Below are 20219 nucleotides of genomic sequence, written 5' to 3'. Positions count from 1 at the left end.
CGTTGGCGGATCCGATGACCATCGCCTCCGGCATCTCCGCGGCGGGCGCGCTCGTCTCCGCCTGGCAGTTACGCCGCCGCGCGCTGCGCGCCGAAGCCGAGATCGAGCTGCTCCAGGCTGAGCTGGCCGCCGAGCGGCACGCCGCCAGCCACGATCCGCTCACCGGGCTGCCGAACCGCCGCGCGTTCTTCCGGCTGGCCGCCGCCCTGCTCACCGACCCTGCCGGGCAGCCACTCGTCGCGGTGGTGCTCGACCTGGACAACTTCAAGCAGGTCAACGACCGCTACGGGCACGCCGCCGGAGACCAGGTGCTGGTCAGCGTGGCGCAGCGGCTCGCCGCGTTCGCCGGCCCCAACCTGGTGGCCCGGCTCGGCGGCGACGAGTTCGCCGGTCTGCTGGCCAGCCCGACGGCGGACCGCCGGTGGATCGAGCACGCCACCCGGCGGCTCTGCGAGGCGCTCGCCGCGCCGATCCCGCTGGGCGCGCGCAGCATCCAGGTCACCGCCTCGGTCGGGCTCGCGCCGGTGCACTGCCCCACCCAGCTCACCGACGCGCTCTGCCGCGCCGACGCGGCCATGTACGAGGCGAAGACGCTCGGCGCCGCCCGTCCGGCCCGCCAGCTCGTCGCGGAGTGCTGAGTCCGGCTCGTCCGTTAGCTCGTCGCGGGGTGCCGGGCACGGTCCGCCTTGCCTGCCCCAGCTCGTCGCGGGGTGCTGGGCGGCACGTCCGTCGCGGGCCGCTGGGTCCGGTCCGCCTTGCCTGCCCCAGCTCGTCGCGGGGTGCCGGGGCGGGCTCCGTCCGGTGGGTCAGCGCCAGCCGTAGCCGGCGCGCAGCGCCTGCCCGACCCGGTCGAACCGCGGCCGGTCCAGCACCGCGCCCTCGCGGCGGATGCTGTCCTCACGCATGGTGAGCACCCGGTCCAGGCGTACCCAGCTCGGCCGACTGTCCCGGTCCCACTCCCCCGGGCCGAGCGCCAGCCAGTGCCGCTGGCCGTCCCGGTCGCTCTGGCTGGACAGCATCAGCCCGAACAGCGTGCGGCTGTGCCGCCCCACCACCAGCACCGGACGGTCCTTGCCCTGGCGGGGATCGTCCTCGTAGGGCACCCAGGTCCACACGATCTCGCCCGGGTCGGCCTGCCCGTCCGGCTCCGGGGCGTACGACAACTCGCGGCGCTGCAACGCGCTGACCTGGCGGCGGCGCGCGACCTGCGCCGGGATCGGCCCGACCGTGCGGGCCGGGGCGGGCACGACCCGGGTGATCCGGCCGAGCCGCGACGCCACGTTCTTCAACAGACCTGCCACGGCGGGCAGCCTAGCGGCCGGGGTGCGACCGCCCGGGAATCGGGTCGCCGGGCCGGGTACGCGATGCCATCATGCGCCGGTGACGGTGCCCCGCCGCCAGATCCGCGCCGCGTTCACCGCCGGCGCCGCCGGGCGGGGAGCCTCGCGAGGCGCGCTGTTAATAAGGGGCCCTTCTACTACCGGAGGCGTTAAGAAGGGGCCCTTCCTTACGCTAAGGGCGTGGAGTTACCCGACGATCTGCCGCTGTTCGAGCGCAGCGCGGTGCGGCTGGTGGTGCTCGACGCCGCCGACCGCCTGCTGCTGTTCCACACCCGTGACCCGGACCACCCGGACCTCGGCGTGTGGTGGGAGCTACCCGGCGGTGGGCTGGACCCGGGTGAGACGTACCGGGAGGCGGCGGTACGCGAGCTGCGCGAGGAGACAGGTATCGCGATCGGCCCGGACGAGGTGGGCGCGCCGACGTGGCGGCGGCGGGCCAGCTTCCGGCACCGGCAGCGCCGCCACCTCCAGGACGAGGTGGTGGTGACGGTACGGCTGCCCGGCCCCGGGCCGGACGTGGACGAGGCGCTGCGGCTGGACTACGAGGTGGAGGACTACTTCGGGTTCCGCTGGTGGCCGCTGGCCGAGGTGCTCGCCGAGCGGCCACGCTGCTACCCCGGGCGGCTGCCCGAGCTGCTGCCGGCGTTCCTGGCCGGAAAGGAGATCGACGAGCCGTTCGAACTGTGGTCGTGACCGGGGCGTGCCACCGGGCGCGGCGGCGGGCAGAGTGGAGCCGTGACTCCTCTGCACGCACCCCTGGCCCGTTACGCCGATCGGCTGCACCGCGCCGCCGGTGACACCCACCACGTCGCCTCCCCGCTGGGCGCCTGGCTGCTGCTGGCGCTGGCCGGCCCGGCCGCCACCGGCGACGCCCGCGCGGCGCTGACCGAGGCGCTCGACGTCGACCCGGACGACGCCGCCGCCGAGGCCCGGGCGCTGCTCGCCGCGCCGCACCCGATGGTCGCCGCCGCCACCGCGCTGTGGGAGCGCACCCCGGCCGACGAGCTGGCCGCGTGGCGGGCCGCCCTGCCGGAGAACACCGAACGCGGTCCGCTGCCGGACCAGGCGGCGCTGGACGCCTGGGCCCGGGAGCGTACCGGCGGGCTGATCGACCGCTTCCCGGTCGATGTCGCCCCGGGCACCCTGCTGGTCCTGGCCAGCGCGCTCGCGACCCGGGTGTCGTGGGCCGACCCGTTCGACACGGCCCCGGGCGCGGATCTGGGCGCGGGCAGCGCCTGGGCCGGGCGGCTGAGCCGGGTGCTGCGGACACCGCCGTTCGGGCACCGCTGCTGGGTGGCGGCCACCGACCGGGCCGGTGACGTGGCGGTGCACGCGGTGCCGGCCCGCACCGGCGACGACGGCGCGGGGATGCTCGTGGTGTCGGTGGCCGCCGCGCCCGAGGTGCCCGCGGCCGACGTGCTGGCCGCCGCGCAGGAGCTGGCGAGCGCCGCCGCGCTCATCCCGGACTCCGTGCCGGGCCGCCTGTCACTGTTCGACCTGCCGCTGGGCGAGACGCCGCTGTGGACGCTGCGGGAGAAGCCGGTCAACACGTTCGCCCCGGACGGCCGGGAGGAACGCGCCACGGCGGTGCTGCCCTGCTGGTCGGCGCGCAGCCGGCACGACCTGACCGCACCCGGGTTCGGCTTCGACGCGGCGGCCCGGGCGCTCGGCGAACTGCTGGGCCTGGCCGGGCCGGGGTTCGACGCCGCGCAGTCCGCGGTGGCCCGGTTCGGGCGCTACGGTTTCGAGGCCGCCGCGGTGACGGCGTTCGGCATGGTGGCCGGCCTGCCGCCGGAGGGTGTCGCCCGCGTCGCCGAGCTGCGGTTCGGTCACCCGTACGCGGTCGTCGCGGTGACCACCGACCCGGCCGGTGGGCCGTGGCACGCGCTGCCTGTCTACTCCGCCTGGGTGGCCGACCCGGAGGAGCTGCCCGCCGACGAGGCCGGATAGGCGGCGAGCGCGCTCGTGAGCTGGTCCAGTCCCAGCGAGCCGAGTTCCAGCGCCCGGTTGTGGAACGCGCGCCGGTCGCCGGGGAACGCCGCGCGGCCGTCCCGCCACACCCGCTCCCCCACCTTGTAGGTCAGCGCCTGCCCGGGCCGGCCCAGGTAGCGGGCCAGTTCCAGTGGCGCGTACGGGCCCTGGTGGCAGCGCTCGCGCAGCAGGTCCAGCGCGGCGTCCGGCGTCCACCGCGCGCCGCCGCCGGAGGGCATCGGCAGCTTCAGGTGCAGGCCGATGTCGAGCACCACCCGGGCCGCCCGCAGCAACTGCATGAACAGGTGGCCCAGCCGGGCGCCCGGCTGCTCGTAGAGTCCCAGCTCGTCCATGAACCGCTCGGCGTACAGGGCCCAGCCCTCCTGGGCGCCGGAGAGCCCGCCGAGCAGGTTCAGCCGCTGCCCGGGGCCGCCCCGGCACGCCTCCGAGCCGAGGTGCAGGTGGTGGCCGGGGACGCCCTCGTGGTACGCGGTGCTGTACGCCCACCAGGTGGAGAAGTGCTCCCGGCCCTCGGGCAGCAGCCACGAGACCCGGCCCGGCCGGGTCAGGTCCCGCGACGGCCCGATGTAGGCGGTCCCGCCCGACGTGGTGACCCGTGACTCGATGCGCCGCAGCGGCGCCGGGATGTCGAAGTGCGTGCCGTGCATCCGCTCGGTGGTGGCCTCCAGCAGCTCCTGGAGCCAGGCGGCGAACGCGTCCCGGCTGCGCAGGACGCCCGGCGCGTCGGGACGGTCGAGCCGGTCCCGCACCTCGGGCACGGTGCCGCCCAGGGTTCTCGCCTCGGCGACCAGTTCCGCCTCGATCGCGGTGAACTCGTCCCAGCCCCACGCGTACAGCTCGCGCAGGTCCGGTTCCGCGCCGAGGAAGGCCCGCACCCAGAGGGCGTACCGCGCCGGGCCGAAGGCCTCGTCGTCGTGCGCCCGGGGCGCGAGGTCCGCGGTGAGCGTCGCGGCGAATCTCCGGTACGCCTCCCGCGCGTCCTCGGCCGCCGCCTGCAACGAGGCGCGCTGCGGGCCGTCGCCGTACCGCTGCACCAGGGCGATGTCGTCGTCGATCCAGGCGCGGCAGCGCCGCGTCACCAGCTCCACCTGACGCCGGGCCGGCAGGTGACCGCGCGCTGCGGCGAGCACGAGGCTCCGGGCGTACCCGTCGAGTGCGGCCGGGATCGCGGCCTGGCGCGCGCCGACGCGGGCCCAGCCGTCCTCGGAGGCCGCGTGCCCGGCGTCGCGGCCCGGTACGGCGGACTCGACGCACTGCCGGATGAGCTGGAGCGGGCCGGTGGCCGCGGCGTGCAGTTCCCGCAGGTCCTCCCCCGCGTCGTGGAAGGCGATCCGGGCGCGCAGCCGTTCGGCGAGGTGGGCGTGCAGCGGGGTCGCGGGCAGCGCCTCGATCCGGCGCAGGGCGCGGGCGGCGAGGTCGGCGCGGGCCTGGTGACCGTCCGGGCTGTAGTCGGTGAGGCCGTCGGCGTCCTGCTCACCGGCCTCGACCACTGCGGCGCACGGATCGAGGCGCCCCATCTCCCGCAACAGCGCGTCGGTCACGTCCTCGCTCATCGCACCGATGCTAGCCCCGGTGATCAAGGAGTTCGCGCCGGCCGGAAGCCCGGAACCGACGCGAATTCCTTGATCAACCTGATGGGAGGCGGGGTCAGACCGAGACGAGTTCCTTCTTCTCGGCCTTGGCGGCCAGGCGCTTCTCACGCTCCTGGGCGCCGATCAGGTCGTCCGGCAGGGAGTCCTCCACCTCCAGGTCGAACCGGCGCAGCAGCCGGATCGCGAACCCGCCCAGCGTGATGAGGATCAGCGCCGCGCCGAAGCAGATGTACGCGAAACCGATGCCCCGGCCCGGTCCGGTGCCGATCACCGCGCCCACCGAACCGGCCAGCGCCCCACCGGGTGCGAGCATCGGCTCGAACAGCGCGGTGGCGCCGGGCGCGAGCACCGCGAACCCGATCGGCAGCGTCGACCAGGAGATGGTCTGGTTGAGGCTGAACACCCGGCCGTGGAAGCGCTGCGGCACCTTCACCTGGACGATCGTCGCGTAGATCGACTGCGCGGTGGTCATCGACATGGCCAGCCAGCAGAAGCCGACGCAGATCATCGCCACCGACGCGTCCAGGCCGATCAGCACGCAGCCGATCGCGGTGCCCAGGTTGCCGATCAGCACGCCGATCATCCGGCGCTTGCGCGGACCGCCCCACAGCGACATCAGCACGCCGCCGAGCACCGCGCCGACCGCCTCGGCCAGCGCCACCTGCGCCACCTGGGTCGGGCTGCCGAACGACAGCACCAGCGGCGTGATGAGCACCAGCGCGGGCGCCAGGAAGATGTTGCCCAGCGCGAAGTAGCCGAGCATCAGCCGGAACCCGCGGTGCCGCCACGAGTAGCGCATGCCGTTGGCGATGGCCACCAGCAGCCGTTCCCGGGGCCGCCAGCCCAGCGCGTCCGGGAAGCGGACCACGGCGAGGGTGAGCACCGCGAACACGTAGCTGGCCACGTCGACCAGCAGGATGCCCTTCAGCTCGATGGTGGCGAGCAGGCCGGCCGCGAACGCCGGCATGAGCAGCGTGGCCACACCGGTGGACAGCTGGGTGATGCCCATGGCGTGCCCGAGGTAGCGCTTGGGCACCAGCTGCGGCACCGCCGACTGGAACGCGATCCGCTGGAACGAACCGGCCACCGAACTGAGCGCCACCAGCATGTAGATGTGCCAGAGCACCAGGTTGTCGGTCCACAACAGGGCCGCCAGCACGAGCTGGACGGACCCGGCGAAGCAGCTCGCCGTCATCATGATCCGGCGCCGGCTGACCCGGTCGACAAGCGCGCCGGCCACCGGCAGCATGAGCACGCCGCAGATCAGCGCGAGCGCCCAGAGCAGGCCGAGGTTCGCCACCGAGCCGGTGCGGTTGAACAGCCAGATCGGCAGCGCGAACGCGGTCAGCGCGGAACCGGTGCTGGAGATGAGCTGACCGGTCGTGATGGCCATGAACCGGCCCATGCTCGGCTTGACCGTCTTGGTGGGCTTGCGGTCCTCGCCCACCCGCAGCGTGTCGGCCACCACCCAGCCGGCGTCCTCACCCCGGGCCTCCGGCGTCAGCGCGCTGACGTCACCGGCGACCACCGCCGGGTGCACCTGCGTGACGATCTCGGCCAGTTCCTCGGCGCGGTACTTGAGGAAGAAGTGCCCGGCCTGGTCGAGGACGACGAGCCCGAGCGTGTCGCTGAGGAACTGCCACTCGGCGTACCGCTCGCGGTAGTAGTCGGTCACCGGGTCCTCGGAGCCGACCACCGAGATGATCGGCGTCCGGAGCTTCGCCGCCTGCTGGTCCAGCAGCCGGGTGAAGTACTCCTCCGATGCGCGGGAGTCGGCCCGCATGTTGCTGATGATCCGGTCGGCCTGCTCCGGGTCCAGCTCGTCGGTGTCCACACCCATCGACTTGAGCCAGCTCGCGGAGTGCCTGTTGCTGCTGAGCCGCTCGAGGCGGTCGCGGAGCGCCGCGATCACGCCCTTCGGGCGGGCGAACGGGAACATGGCGCCGATGTAGACGGCCTCCAGCTCCCGGCCGGCCGCCTCGACCTTGCGGGCCACGTCGGCGAGGATGGCGCTGCCCACGCCGCAGTGACCGTACAGGGCGATCGGCCCCTCGACCCGCTCCAGGATCTCGTCGGCCACCCGGCTGGTCAGCTCGTCGAACGGCAGCGCGTCCTCGCTCAGACCCACGTCGTGGCCGGGGATCGCCAGCGACCACAGCCCGTACCCGGCCGGCAGCGCGTCGGCCAGCGGCTGGTAGACGATGGCGCTGCCGCCGCCGTACGGGACGCAGACGTACGTCAGCACCCGCCTGCCCGCCGGGATCGGCTTGGTCAGCTCGTAGAGCAGCCGGCGCGGCCCTTCCTGCGCGGCGTCGCCGGAGATGAACGCGGCGAGGTCGCGGATGGTGCGCTGCTGGAACAGGTCCATCACGCCGGCCGCCCGGCCGCCCAGCTCCGCCTTGCGGATCTTGGCGACGACCTGGGTGGCGAGCATCGAGTGCCCGCCCAGGTCGAAGAAGTCGTCGTCGATGCCGAGCGTGTCCACGCCGAGCACCTCGGACCAGATCGCGGCGAGCGCCCGCTCGGTGTCGTCGCGCGGCTCCACAAGCGCCACCGACGCTTCGCGGGTGACCACCGGCGCGGGCAGCGCCTTGCGGTCCAGCTTGCCGTTGGGGGTCAGCGGCAGCGCGTCGAGCGTGACGAACGCGGCCGGCACCATGTACTCGGGCAGCGTGTCCTTCAGCGCCCCCTTCAGCGCGGCGTGCTCGGCCTCCCCGACCAGGTACGCGGTGAGCCGCTTGTCGCCCGGGCTGTCCTCGCGGACGATCACCGTGGCCTCGGTGACGCCCGGCTGGTCGCGCAGCGCGCTCTCGATCTCGCCTAGCTCGATGCGCAGACCGCGCAGCTTGACCTGGTGGTCGATGCGGCCCAGGAACTCGATCACCCCGCCGCCGTCCGGGCCGACGACCCAGCGGGCCAGGTCGCCGGTGCGGTAGAGGCGAGCGCCCGGCTCGGCGGCGAACGGGTCGGGGACGAACTTCTCCGCGGTCAGCGCGGGTCGGCGGTGGTAGCCGCGGGCCAGCCCGGCACCGCCGATGTGCAGCTCACCGGCCACGCCGACCGGGCACTGCGCGCCGGACGGGTCGAGCACGTGCAGCCGCAGGTTGGCGATCGGCGCGCCGATCGGCACGCTCGTCACCTCGGCAAGCCGGTCCGGCTCGCACGCCCAGGCGGTCACGTCGATGGCCGCCTCGGTCGGGCCGTACAGGTTGTGCAGGCCGCACCAGGGCAGCCGGGCGGTGAAGTCGGTGGCCGAGGCCAGCGGCAGCTCCTCACCGGAGCAGATCACCCGGCGCAGCGCGGTCGCCGCCTCCACGCCGTCCTCGGCGAGGAAGACGGTCAGCATCGACGGGACGAAGTGGGCGGTGGTGATCCGCTCGGACACCAGCAGGTCGCGCAGGTAACCGGCGTCCTTGTGGCCACCGGGCTTGGCCAGCACCAGGCGGGCGCCGGTGCGCAGCGGCCAGAAGAACTCCCACACCGACACGTCGAAGCTGGCCGGGGTCTTCTGGAGCACCGCGTCGTCGGCGCCGAGGCCGTACGTCTTCTGCATCCAGTCGAGCCGGTTGACGATGCCCCGGTGTGTGTTCGGCACGCCCTTCGGGCGGCCGGTGGACCCGGAGGTGTAGATGACGTACGCCAGGTTCTCCGGCCCGGCGGCCGGTGCCGGGTCGGTGTCGGGCCGGTCGGCCCAGACCGTGGCGTCGTCGAGTTCGAGCACCGTGGCGCCGGTGTCGGGCAGCACGTCGCGCAGGTGCGACTGAACGAGCACCACAGGCGCGTCCGCGTCGCCGACCATGAACGCGAGCCGGTCGGCCGGGTACTCCGGGTCCAGCGGCAGGTACACGCCGCCGGCCTTGAGCACGCCGAGCAGGCCGGCGACCAGTTCCACCGACCGTTCCGCGCACACCCCGACCAGGGTCTCCGGGCCGACACCGGCCGCGCGCAGCCGGTGCGCGACGCGGTTGGCCTGCGCGTTCAGCTCGGCGTACGTGCGGCTGTGCCCGTCGATGGTGACCGCGACCGCGTCCGGGGTGGCCGCGGCGCGCTCCTCGATCGGGCCGTGCAGCGTCTCGGCGCGCGGGAAGTCGGCTGTGGTGTCGTTCCAGGCGGCCAGCAGGTCCCGCTCGGCGGCGGGCAGCAGCGGCAGCCGGGACACCGGGGTGTCCGGCGCGGCGACGACGGCGTCCAGCAGCGCGGTCCACCGCTGCGCCATCCGCTCCACCGTGGCCCGGTCGAACAAGTCGGTGTTGAAGACCAGCTTGCCCCAGAGCCCGTCGACGGTCTCCACCGCGTGCAGCTCGAAGTCGAACCGGGTGGCCTGCAACTCCATCGGGGTCCAGGAGAACGTGACGTCGTCGGTGCGGGACACGCCGCGGAAGCGGCCCATCTCGTAGTTCTGCAGCACGAACATGGTCTGGAACACCGGGGAGCGGCTGACGTCGCGCGGCAGGCCCAGCTCGTGGACCACCTTGGCGAACGGCACCTCGGCGTGCTCGAACCCGTCGAGCACGGTACGGCGGGTGCGCTCCAGCAGCTCGGCGAACGTCGGATCGTCGGCCAGGTCGGCGCGCAGCGGCAGCATGTTGATGAACATGCCGACGACGTTCTCCAGCTCCGGCGCGGACCGGCCGGCCACCGACGCGCCGATGGCGAAGTCGTCCTGGCCGGCGTGCCGGGCCAGCAGCACCTGGTACGCGGCGAGCAGCGTCATGAACAGGGTGCCGCCGCTGTCCCGGGTGAGCGCGTTGAGCGTCTCGGTGGCGGACGGGTCGAGCTGGAACTCGACGAAGTCACCCCGGTAGGTCTGGGTGGCCGGGCGGGGCCGGTCCAGCGGCAGTTCCAGCGGGGTGATGCCGGCCAGCTGCTGCTTCCAGTAGTCGACGTGCGCCCGGGCCTGCGGGCCGTCCAGCTCCTGGGCCTCCCAGACGGCGAAGTCGCCGTACTGGATCGGCAGGGCGGGCGGCTCGCCGCCCCGGTAGAGCGTGATCAGGTCGCGCAGCAGCACGTCCACCGACCAGCCGTCGCCGACGATGTGGTGCTGGGCGAGGAACAGCACGTGGTCGTCGGCGGTCAGCCGGATCAGCAGGGCCCGCAGCAGCGGCCCGTTGGCCAGATCGAACGGCTCGGCCGCCGCCGCGTCGACGAGCGCCTGCGCGGCGGCCTCGTCGGGCGCCTCCACCACTGTGAGCGGCACGTCGGCGGTGTCCGCGACGACCACTGTGGGACGGCCGTCGGCGTCGGCCGGGAAGCGGGTGCGCTGCGACTCGTGCCGGTCGGCGAGCGCGGTCAGGGCGGCGCGCAGCGCGTCCACGTCGAGTGGTCCGCGTACCCGCAGCGGCACCGCGATGTGGTACGCCGCCTCGCCCGGGGCGAGCTGGTCCATGAACCAGACCCGCTCCTGGGCGTAGGACAGCGGCACCTCCGCGCCGGACGGGCGGGGGGTGATCCGGGCCGCGGGGGCGGTCTGGCGGGCGCGTAGCCGTCGGGCGATCAGCGCCTGCCGGGCCGCCTCGCGGGCCGGATCCTTCAGGTCGGTCATCAGTTGGTTCCCTCTTCCGCCGCGAGCAGCGCGGCGACCTCGGTGTCGGAGAGCCCGTCGATTTCGGCGGCGATCCGCTGTTCGATCTGGGCGGCCAGTTCCGCCACCACGGGGCTGCTGAACAGCGCCCGCATGGGCAGGTCGACGTCCACCTCGGCGCGGATCCGGGCCATCGCCCGCATGCCGCGCAGCGAGTTGCCACCGAGGGCGAAGAAGTCGTCCAGGGCACCGACCTTCTCCACCTGGAGGATCTCGGCGTACACCTCGGCGACCAGACCCTCGGCCTCGGTGCGGGGCGCGACGTAGCTGTCCTGGGCCTGCTCGGCCGCCGCCGGGGCGGGCAGCGCGGCGCGGTCCAGCTTGCCGTTGGGCGTGAGCGGCAGCGCGTCCAGCCGGACCAGAGCGGCCGGCACCAGGTGCGCGGGCAGTTCGCGGGCCAGTTCGGCACGGACCGAGTCCTCGTGGGCCGGGCCCACCAGGTAGCCGACGAGCGTCGGCTCACCGCCGTCGGTGCGGACCGCAGCGGCGGCGGCGCGCACGTCCGGGTGGGCCAGCAGCGCCGCCTCGACCTCGCCCAGCTCGATCCGCATGCCGCGCACCTTGACCTGGTCGTCGCGGCGGCCCAGGTAGTCCAGCGTGCCGTCGGCACGCCAGCGGGCCAGGTCGCCGGTGGCGTACATCCGGGCGCCGGGCGGGCCGTACGGGCAGGGCAGGAACCGCTCGGCGGTCAGGGCGGGCCGGTCGTGGTAGCCGCGGGCGAGCTGGGTGCCGGTGACGTACAGCTCCCCCACCACGCCCGGCGGCACCGGCCGCAGCGCGGCGTCGAGCAGCAGCGCCCGGGTGTTCCAGGTGGGCGTGCCGATCGGCACCGGACCGGCCGGGACCGGCTCGCCCGGGGCGATGCGGGCCGCGACGCAGCCCACTGTGGCCTCCGTCGGGCCGTACTCGTTGATCACCGCCACGTCGGGGTGCGCGGCCCGCCAGGCGGCGAGCTGCTCCCCGGTCAGCGCCTCGCCGCCGATCACCAGGTCGGCCGTCGGCGACAGCTCGCCGTCGAGCAGCGGCAGGTGGCTCGGCGTGACCTTGAGGAACGCGGGCCGGCCACCGGCGCGGGCGGCGGGCTCGTCGATCGCGGCGAGCCGTACCGTGCCGCCGGCGGTGAGCGTGCCGAGCAGACCGGTGACGGTCAGGTCGAACGACACCGGCGAGTGCAGCAGCGCCACCCCGGCCAGCCCCGGGTAGGTGGCGCGGGCCCAGGCCAGGTACGCGGTGACCGCCCGGTGCTCGACCACCACGCCCTTCGGGCGGCCGGTGGAGCCGGAGGTGTGGAGCACGTACGCCGGGTGCTCCGGGCGCAGCGGCGCGACCCGGTCGGCGTCGGTGAGGTCGTCGCCGGACTGGTCCGAGCCGACCTCGCCGTCGAGCACCAGCGCGTCGCCGGGCACCAGGCCGGCCGTGTCCGGCGCGGTCACCACCAGCGCGGGCGCGGCGTCCTCCACGAGGTACGCGATCCGGCCGGCCGGATACGCGGTGTCCACCGGCACGTACGCGGCGCCCGCCTTGAGCACCGCCAGCATCGCCACGACCAGGTCGCAGGAGCGGGGCAGCGCCAGCGCGACCCGCGTCTCCGGGCCGGCGCCCCGGGCCACGAGCAGCCGGGCCAGCCGGTTCGCGGCGGTGTTCAGCTCGCCGTAGCCGAGCGTCACGCCGTCGCAGACCAGCGCCGCCGCGTCCGGGGTGGCGGCCGCCTGCCGCTGCACCTCGTCGACCACTGTGGTCACCGGCACGTCGCGGGCGGTGTCGTTCCAGGCGCCGAGCACCTGCTCCCGCTCGGTGTCGGTGAGCAGCGGCAGCGCGCCGACCGTGCGCTCCGGCTCGGCGACGGCGGCGTCGAGCAGCCGGACGTAGCGGCGGACCACCGTCTCGGCCGTGGCCCGGTCGAACAGGTCGGTCCGGTAGACCAGGCGGCAGTCGCCGGTGGTGATGTCGAAGGCCAGGTCGTCCTTGGTGGTGCCCAGTTCCACCGGGTCGAGGCCGGAGTCCGGGATCCAGTTCAGCGCGGTCTGGAAGATCGGCTGCACCGACGGGTCACGCTGCGGGTCGACCGCCTCGACGATCTTCTGGAACGGCGTCTGCCCGTGCTCCATGGCGTCGATCAGGCCGTTGCGGACGCGGCCGAGCAGCGCCGCGAACGCCGGGTCGCCGGAGACGTCGCAGCGCAGCGCCACCGGGTTGACGAACATGCCGATCAGCGGCGTCAGCTCCGGGTTGTCCCGGCCCGCGGTGGAGACGCCGACCACCACGTCGGCGTCGCCGGAGATCCGCGACAGCAGCGCCGCGAAACCCGCCAGCAGCACCATGTACGGGGTGGCCTGCGCGCCGGTGGCCAGCGCGCCGACGCGGTCCAGCAGCCCGTCGGGCAGCGTGAAACGCACCTCGTCACCGGCGAAGCCGAGCTGGGCCGGGCGGGGCCGGTCCAGCGGCAGGCCGGTGACCGGCGGCGCGCCGGCCAGGTGACCGGTCCAGAACGCGAGCTGCCGGTCCAGTTCCTCGCCGGTGAGCTGCTGGCGCTGCCAGACCGCGAAGTCGGCGTACTGGATGGGCAGTTCGGGCACGGCGGGCTCGGCGCCGGTGCGCGCGGCCTCGCAGAACGCGACCAGCTCGGCGTGGAACAGCACAGCCGAGTGGCTGTCGAAGACGGCGTGGTGCACCACGAACGCCAACGCGAGCCCTTCCTCCATGCGGATCAGCCGGGCCCGCCACAGCGGCGCCGCGTCCAGCGGGATCGGCAGGCGCGCCATCTCGCCGCGGATGCGCTCGAACTCGGCCCGCTGCTCACCCGCCGGCAGGTGGGTGACGTCGGTGACGGGCAGCGGCGCCGGCTCGTGGGCGCGCACGACCTGCACCAGCGCGCCGTCGTCGGTCCGCAGGTGGGTACGCAGCGCCTCGTGCCGGGCGATCACCCGGTTGACCACGTCGCTCGCCGTGCCGGCGTCCACGCCGGCCGGGAACAGCCACGGGAAGGACACGTTGAACACCGGCGACCCGGCGTCGAGCTGGTTGGCCATCCACACCCGCTCCTGGGCGTAGGAGGCCGGGAAGGTCCACTCCTGGCTCGCGCTCATGAGAGGGCCTCGCGCACGGAGCGGGGACGCATGTCGGTCCAGACCTCGTCCACGTGGGCCAGGCACTCCTCGCGGCTGCCGGCGAAGCCGGTGTGGTGCCAGCCGGCGGGCAGGTCCCGGTCGGCCGACCAGATCGAGTACTGCTCCTCGTCGTTGCGGACGACCAGGAATCGGGGTTCGGCCATGTCAGTTCGCTCCTGCGTTCTCGGGGGTGTGCGGCTCGGCCATCGCGACGGCGATCTTGCGGGGACCGGTGAACGGCTCCCGGCCGTGCGCGGCGGTCATGTTGTCCACCACCAGCACGTCGTCGCGCTGGTAGTCGAAGCGGACGGTGGCCGCCCGGTAGGCGGCGCGCAGGTGGTCCATGACGTCGGCGGGGATCTCGCCGCCGTCGCCGTAGTAGGTGTTCGACGGCAGCCCGTCGGCGCCGAACATGGCCAGCAGCCCCTCCTGGTAGTCGGCAGGCAGGGTGCTGAGGTGGAAGAACGTGGCGTGGTTGAACCAGCGCGGGGTGTCCGACCCGGGCCGGTGGTGCACCACGTCGCGGACCGCGCGGGTACGCAGGCCGTCCTTGCCGACCCACTCCACTGTGATCCCGTTGTCAGCCGCGTACGCCTCGACCTCGGCGCGGCTCTCGGTGTTGAACACCTCCTGCCAGCGGGTGCCGAAGTCGCCGTGGAAGTTGCGCACGAGCATCCACCGGCGGCGGACGAACTCCTCCCGGACCGCCGGGTCGATCAGCTCGTAGACCCGGCGCACGTCGGCCAGCGGCGTGGCGCCCCGGGTCTGCGGCGGCGTGACGCAGTAGAAGAACAGCGTCAGCGGCCAGCGCGCCTGGTACGAGTTCTCGTTGTGCAGGAAGATCTCCTCGTCCGGCGGGTAGTCGGTCGAGGTGTAGACCCGGCCCTTGATGGAGTGCCGGGGCGAGGAGCGCTCGGTGTAGGTCAGCGGCTCACCGGCGAGCGCGCGTACGGCCTGGTCGAAGCCGTCCACGCCGCCCACGTCGAAGCCGCGGAACAGCAGCCCGCCGCTGGCGACGAGGGTGTCCCGCAGCTCGGCGCGCCGGGCCGTGATCAGGTCGGTCAGCGCCCGGCCGTCGCTCTCGACGACCACCGGCAGCGTCGCGGTTGTCTCGCTCATGGTGCGGTGTCTCCTTGTGTGCGTCGGGATGTCAGCCGCGGGGCAGCCGCGGGATGGCCGGGATCGCCGCCGGGGCGGCCGGTGCGTCGGCGGGCGCCGCGGCACGCAGTTCCTCGATCCGGGCGGCCAGTCCGGCCACCGTGGGGGTCTCGAAGAGGCTGCGCATCGGCAGCCGTACGCCTGTCGCCTTGCGCATGGCGGCGATGAGCTGCACGGCGACCAGCGAGTTGCCGCCGAGGGCGAAGAAGTCGTCGTCCACGCCGACGTCGGTGACGCCGAGGCCGTCGCGCCACACCTGGGCGATCGTCTTCTCCAGCTCGGTGCCGGGCGCCGCCGAGCCGCCGCCGGTCGCCGCCGGGCCGGCCGGCGCGTCGGTCTCCTCGGCGAGGCTGTCGGTGGTGACCCGGGCGGCCCGGCGCCGGATGTCGGCCACGGTACGGGTGGCGATCACCACCTGGGCGCCGAGTCCGGCGGCGAGGCTGCGGCGGAACGCCTCCGCGCCGTCGACCGGGCGGATGTCCTCGGTGACCGGCGCGGGGGCGTCACCGGTCGCCGCCGGGGACTCGGCCAGGTTGCCGGTGACCGCGTCCTGGTCGACCCGGCGCAGCACGAAGTCGCTGATCGCGACCAGCTCCCGGCCATCCGGGTCGCGCAGCGACAGGTCGGCGGCGACCACCTCGTCGGTGGCGGCGGGCCGGTGCCGCAGGTGACTGTGGAACGTCGCCGGCAGCGGCCCGCGCACCACGATCCGGCCGTACGACAGAGGCAGGTAGGTGCCGGAGCCCTGCCCGCGGCCGAACGCGGTGGCCACGTCCAGCAGCGCCGGGTGCATGCCCCAGGAGGGCAGGTCACCGAGCGCGGCGGCGGGTGCCTGCACCCGGGCCAGCTCCTCGCCGTCGGCGAGGTGGTGCTCGGCCAGCGCCGCCCAGCGTGGCCCGAACGTCAGCATGCTGGTGCGTCCCCGGCCGAACGAGGCGTCGTCGTCGACCCGCCGCCCGGCCACCGCCGGCACGGCGGCCGGCGGGGCCGCGTCGGTGGTCCACCCGGCGGTGCCGCGTACGTGGGTGCGCGCCTGTCCGGCGGCGAGGCTGGCGACGGTGAAGTCGGTGCCGTCCTCGGCCGGGGTCAGCTCGACCCGGTACTGGGCCACGGTGCCGTCCGGCACCGAGAACGGCTCCAGGAACACCACGTCCCGCAGCTCCACCGCGGCGTCCGGCCCCGGCGCGGGCAGCGCGGCCACCACCGCGGCGCGCACCGACTCCAGGTGGGCGGTGCCCGGCACCACCGGCACCCCGCCGATCCGGTGCTCGTCGAGCAGCCAGTGGGTGTCGGCCGAGACCAGGCCGTGCAGCACCGTGCCGTCCGGGCCGGCCACCATCGTGGTCAGCACCGGATGGTCGACCGCAGTGGTCACGGTGTCCCGCCCGGCAGCCCGGAACGCGGCCGGCGCGGCGGTCTCCACCGCCATGCCGACCTCGGCCCAGCCGCCCCAGTTCTGCGACACCACAGGCGCGCGGAACCCGGTGCCGGAGCGCGCGAACGCGTCCAGGAAGTTGTTCGCGGCGCAGTAGTCGACCTGGCCGAACCCGCCGATCACCGCCGTGATCGAGGAGCAGAGCACGACGAAGTCCAGCGGCAGGTCACCGAAGACCCGGGCCAGCGCCAGGGTGCCGGCCAGCTTCGGGGCCAGCACGCGCCGCGCCTCGTCGCGCTCCTTCACCTCGGCCATGCCGCCGCCGGGCAGACCGGCGGCGTGCACGATGCCGTCCAGCCCGCCGAACCGGCGCTCCGCCTCGTCGCGGACCCGGCGCAGGTCGTCCGCGTCGGTGACGTCCGCGGCGAGCACCAGCACCTCGGCGCCCGCGGCCTCCATCCGGCGGATCGCCGCGATGGCCCGCCCGGCCCGGTCGGCGCCGCCGTGCACCGCGAGGTGCGCGTCCCAGTCGTCCCGCTCAGGCAGCCCGGAACGGGCCAGCAGCACCAGCTTGGCGCGGGCCCGGCGGGCGAAGTCCTCGGCCAGGGTGACGCCGATGCCGCCGAGACCGCCGGTGATCAGGTAGCGGCCCTCCTCGCGCAGCACGCCCGGCTCGTCCTCGGCGGCCACTGTGACCTGCTCGTAGCCGGCCAGCCAGCGTCGGTCGCCGCGCAGCGCCACCTCCGGGTGCTCCGCGTCGACCGGGCTGCGCAGCTCGGCCACCAGGGCGGCCACGCCGCGCGCGGCCGGGTCGGTGTCGAGCAGCCGCACGGTCAGGCCGGGCAGCTCGGCCGGGAGCACCCGGGCCAGGCCGGCCAGCGTGGCGTGCTCCGGGCGGACCAGGTCGTCGCCGCGTACGTCGCCGATGCCGGCGGTGACCAGGTCCAGGCGGACGCCCGCCTCGTCGGCCGTGACACCGGCACCGGCCAGGGCCTGCACCAGGTGCAGCGCGCCGAAGAAGCCGCGCTCCTGCGCCGCCCAGGCGGCCGCCGGGTCGGTGCCGGCCGGCTCGCCGTCGAGCGCGAACGCGTGCACGATCCGCCGGGGCAGGTCGGCGCCGAGCGCGGCGACCAGTTCCTCGGCGTCGGCGCGTACGCCGGGGCGCAGCCGGAAGCCGTTCGCGGTGGCGGTGAACGCCTCGCCGGCGCGTACCTCGACCGGGTCGTCACCGGCGGCGCGCAACGCGGCCACGAGCGCCTCGCCGCGCGGGCCGTCGGCCAGCACCAGGCAGCGTCCCAGCGGCTCGGCCGTGCGGACCGGCGGTGCCTGCCGCCAGGCCGGCACCGCGAACCACTCCGGCAGCGGGCGGGGGCCGGTCTCGGCGGGCGCCGCGGCGACCTCCTGCTCCGGGTCCGGGTCGATCCAGTAGCGGCGCCGCTCGAACGGGTACGTGGGCAGCGGCACCCGCCGCGCGTGCGGGTCGGCCGGGAGGCTCACCGGCACCCCGGCGCACCACAGCGCGCCGGCCGTGCCGAGCAGCGCGGCCACGTCACCGGTCTGCTCGCCGGGGCCGGGCAGGCTGCCCAGCGGGGTCAGCGCACGCTGCGCCTCGCCGGCCTTGGCGACCTGCATCCGGGCCAGGTTGGCCAGCTGCCGGCCGGGGCCGCACTCGACGAGCGCCCAGGTGCCCTCGGCGAGCAGCGTGGCCACGCACGCGCCGAAGCGGACCGGGCGGCGCAGGTGCGCGGCCCAGTACGCCGGGTCGGTGGCCTGCGCCTCGGTGATCCAGGTGCCTGTCACGTTCGAGACGAACGGCACCGCCGGGGCGCGCAGCGGCACTGTGGCCATCAGCGCGGTGAACTCGTCCAGGATCGGGTCCGTCATCGGCGAGTGGAACGCGTGCGAGGTGCGCAGCAGCTTCGACTTGTTCTTGCCGCCGAGGCTCGCCGCGAACTCCTCCACGAGCGCCGTCTCACCGGCGACCACACAGGTGCCGGGGCCGTTGACCGTGGCCACCGACAGGCCCTCGGGCAGCTTGCCGGTCACCTCCGACTCGTCGAGCGTGACCGCCAGCATCGAGCCGGCGGGCAGGGAGTGCATGAGGCGGCCCCGGGCGGCCACCACGCGCAGCGCGTCGGCGAGGTCGAGCACCCCGGCGACCGTCGCGGCGACGTACTCGCCGATGGAGTGGCCGATCATCGCGGCCGGGGTGACACCGGCGGCCCGCCAGGCGGCGGCGAGGGCGTACTCGACTGTGAACAGGGCGGGCTGGGTGTAGCGGGTCTCGGTGAGCTTGTCCGCCGCCTCCGGGTCGCGGCCGAGGATCAGATCGCGGATGTCCAGGCCCAGCTCGGGGCGGAGCAGTTCGGCGCACTCGTCGACGGCGGCGGCGTACGCGCTGTCCTGCGCGTACAGTTCGGCGCCCATCCCGGCGTACTGCGAGCCCTGGCCGCTGAACAGGAACGCCACCCGGGGCGCGGGGCCGTCGGCGACGCCCCGGTGGCCCTTGCGCCGCTCGCGCAGCGCGGCGGCGGCGGACGCCGGGTCACCGGCGACGACGGCGGCGCGGTGGGCGTACACCTGGCGGCCGACGCGCAGCGTGTGCGCCACGTCGGCGAGCGCCACGTCGCTGCCGCTCTCCAAATGGTCGGCGAGCCGCCGCACGGCGGTGTCCAACGCGGTCGGCGTCTTCGCCGACACCTGGAGCAGGTGCGCCGGGCGGGCGGACGGCTCGTGCCGCCCCGCGGCCGGGGCCTCCTCCAGCACCACGTGGGCGTTGGTGCCGCCGATGCCGAAGGAGCTGACGCCGGCCCGGCGCGGTCCGCCGTCGGTGTCCCACTTGGTCAGCGTGTTCGCCACGTAGAACGGGGTGTCGGCGAAGTCGATGGCCGGGTTCGGCGTCTCGTAGTTGATGGTCGGCGGGATCAGCCCGTGCTCCATCGCCAGCACCGTCTTGATCACGCTGACGATGCCGGAGGGCTGGCTGAGGTGGCCGATGTTCGACTTCACCGAGCCGATGCCGCACCAGCCGCGCTCGTCGGTGTCCTTGGTGTAGACGGCGGACAGCGCGGCGACCTCGATCGGGTCGCCGAGCGCGGTGCCGGTGCCGTGCGCCTCCACATAGCTGATGCTGCGCGGGTCGACGCCGGCCAGCTCGACGGCCTGGGCGACGGCCTCCATCTGCCCGTCGATGCTGGGGGCGGTGAAGCCGACCTTCCCGGCGCCGTCGTTGTTGATCGCGTTGCCGAGCACGACCGCGCGGATGGTGTCGCCGTCGGCGATCGCGTCGGAGAGCCGCTTGAGCAGCGTCACACCGACGCCGCTGCCCCACACCGTGCCGTTCGCTCCGGCGTCGAACGGCCGGCACCGCCCGTCCGGCGAGGTGAAGCCGTCCATGCCGAGGTAGCCGACGTGCGGCAGCTCGATGTTGACGCCGCCGGCCAGGGCCATGTCGCACTCGCCGTTGCGCAGCGCCTCGCAGGCCAGGTGGAACGCCACCAGCGAGGTGGAGCAGGCGGTGTGCACGGTCATGCTGGGCCCGCGCAGGTCCAGCCGGTACGACACGTTCGTGGCCACGTAGTTCGGCGAGTTGCCGGTGGCGAGCGAGACGGCGCCGTGCGGATTCCCCCCGACCCGCTTGTTGCGGAACACGTTGCGGTGCAGGTACGTGTTGCCGCCGGTGCCGGCGTACACGCCCACCGCGCCGTCGTAGCGGCCCGGGTCGTAGCCGGCGTCCTGCAACGCGGTGTAGCAGGTCTCCAGGAACAGCCGGTGCTGCGGGTCGGTGATCTCGGCCTCGCGGGCGGTCATCCCGAACAGGCCGGCGTCGAACTGGTCGTAGCCGTCCACCAGCGGGGCGCGGTTGACCCAGCCCGGGTCGTCGACCTCCTGCGGCTGGGCGCCGCGGGCGAGCTGCTCCTCGCGGGTCAGCTCGGTCGTCGACTCCACGCCGTCGACCAGGTTGCGCCAGAACTCGTCGACGTCGGCCGCGCCGGGGAGGCGGGCGGCGAGCCCGACGATGGCGATGGGCTCGACGCCGTCGTCGGCGGGAATGTCGTTCTGCATGGGAGTTCC

General features: G+C 74.6%; 10 protein-coding genes. 3 read left to right on the top strand and 7 right to left on the bottom strand.

The features are described 5' to 3' along the window. The first annotated feature begins 2 nt into the window (after nt 1–2). A complete protein-coding gene (locus FB455_RS05160; RefSeq protein WP_030269102.1) occupies nt 3–638 on the top strand; it encodes a GGDEF domain-containing protein in 636 nt (211 codons plus the stop codon). Nucleotides 639–806: 168 nt separating this feature from the next. Here FB455_RS05160 and FB455_RS05155 read toward each other — a convergent pair whose 3' ends face one another. Beyond that, complete coding sequence (locus FB455_RS05155) at nt 807–1301, bottom strand: type II toxin-antitoxin system PemK/MazF family toxin (RefSeq protein WP_145752463.1); 495 nt, start codon at nt 1299–1301, stop codon at nt 807–809. 219 nt (nt 1302–1520) lie between these two features. Here FB455_RS05155 and FB455_RS05150 point away from each other — a divergent pair, with 219 nt between their 5' ends. Continuing rightward, the gene (locus FB455_RS05150) at nt 1521–2033 is read left to right on the top strand and encodes an NUDIX hydrolase (protein WP_013285954.1); all 513 of its coding nucleotides are present in this window, start codon (nt 1521–1523) and stop codon (nt 2031–2033) included. A 42-nt stretch (nt 2034–2075) separates the two neighbouring features. Then, nucleotides 2076–3290 (top strand): serpin family protein, encoded by a 1215-nt coding sequence (locus FB455_RS05145; protein WP_145752461.1) that lies wholly within the window; start codon nt 2076–2078, stop codon nt 3288–3290. Here the strand turns inward: FB455_RS05145 and FB455_RS05140 are convergent. From FB455_RS05140 to FB455_RS05115, 6 genes are all read right to left on the bottom strand, one after another. After that, nucleotides 3236–4885 carry a DUF885 domain-containing protein gene (locus tag FB455_RS05140; protein ID WP_145752459.1) on the bottom strand — a complete coding sequence of 550 codons (1650 nt, stop codon included), beginning with the start codon at nt 4883–4885 and terminating at the stop codon, nt 3236–3238. The two genes, FB455_RS05145 and FB455_RS05140, sit on opposite strands and share 55 nt — an antisense overlap. A 94-nt stretch (nt 4886–4979) precedes the next feature. Next, complete coding sequence (locus FB455_RS05135; RefSeq protein WP_145752457.1) at nt 4980–10466, bottom strand: non-ribosomal peptide synthetase/MFS transporter; 5487 nt, start codon at nt 10464–10466, stop codon at nt 4980–4982. Then, complete coding sequence (locus FB455_RS05130) at nt 10466–13591, bottom strand: non-ribosomal peptide synthetase (RefSeq protein WP_145752454.1); 3126 nt, start codon at nt 13589–13591, stop codon at nt 10466–10468. The genes FB455_RS05135 and FB455_RS05130 overlap by 1 nt, the downstream gene beginning before the upstream one ends. Next, a complete protein-coding gene (locus FB455_RS05125) occupies nt 13588–13776 on the bottom strand; it encodes an MbtH family protein (protein ID WP_145752452.1) in 189 nt (62 codons plus the stop codon). The genes FB455_RS05130 and FB455_RS05125 overlap by 4 nt, the downstream gene beginning before the upstream one ends. 1 nt (nt 13777) lies before the next feature. Further along, nucleotides 13778–14731, bottom strand: a complete 954-nt coding sequence (locus tag FB455_RS05120) for a TauD/TfdA family dioxygenase (RefSeq protein WP_128137489.1) — start codon at nt 14729–14731, stop codon at nt 13778–13780. A 31-nt stretch (nt 14732–14762) separates the two neighbouring features. Continuing rightward, entirely contained in the window at nt 14763–20210 is a 5448-nt protein-coding gene (locus FB455_RS05115) for a type I polyketide synthase (protein ID WP_145752450.1), read from the bottom strand. Nucleotides 20211–20219: the final 9 nt, after the last annotated feature.

The sequence above is a fragment of the Micromonospora sp. CNZ296 genome, assembly GCF_007827635.1.
This window is presented reverse-complemented; position numbering and strand designations above follow the sequence as displayed.

Coding starts and splice junctions, on each gene's coding strand:
- FB455_RS05125 (WP_145752452.1), bottom strand. CDS start 13,776: ATGGCCGAACCCCGATTCCTGGTCGTCCGCAACGACGAGGAGCAGTAC.
- FB455_RS05140 (WP_145752459.1), bottom strand. CDS start 4,885: ATGAGCGAGGACGTGACCGACGCGCTGTTGCGGGAGATGGGGCGCCTC.
- FB455_RS05115 (WP_145752450.1), bottom strand. CDS start 20,210: ATGCAGAACGACATTCCCGCCGACGACGGCGTCGAGCCCATCGCCATC.
- FB455_RS05120 (WP_128137489.1), bottom strand. CDS start 14,731: ATGAGCGAGACAACCGCGACGCTGCCGGTGGTCGTCGAGAGCGACGGC.
- FB455_RS05130 (WP_145752454.1), bottom strand. CDS start 13,591: ATGAGCGCGAGCCAGGAGTGGACCTTCCCGGCCTCCTACGCCCAGGAG.
- FB455_RS05135 (WP_145752457.1), bottom strand. CDS start 10,466: ATGACCGACCTGAAGGATCCGGCCCGCGAGGCGGCCCGGCAGGCGCTG.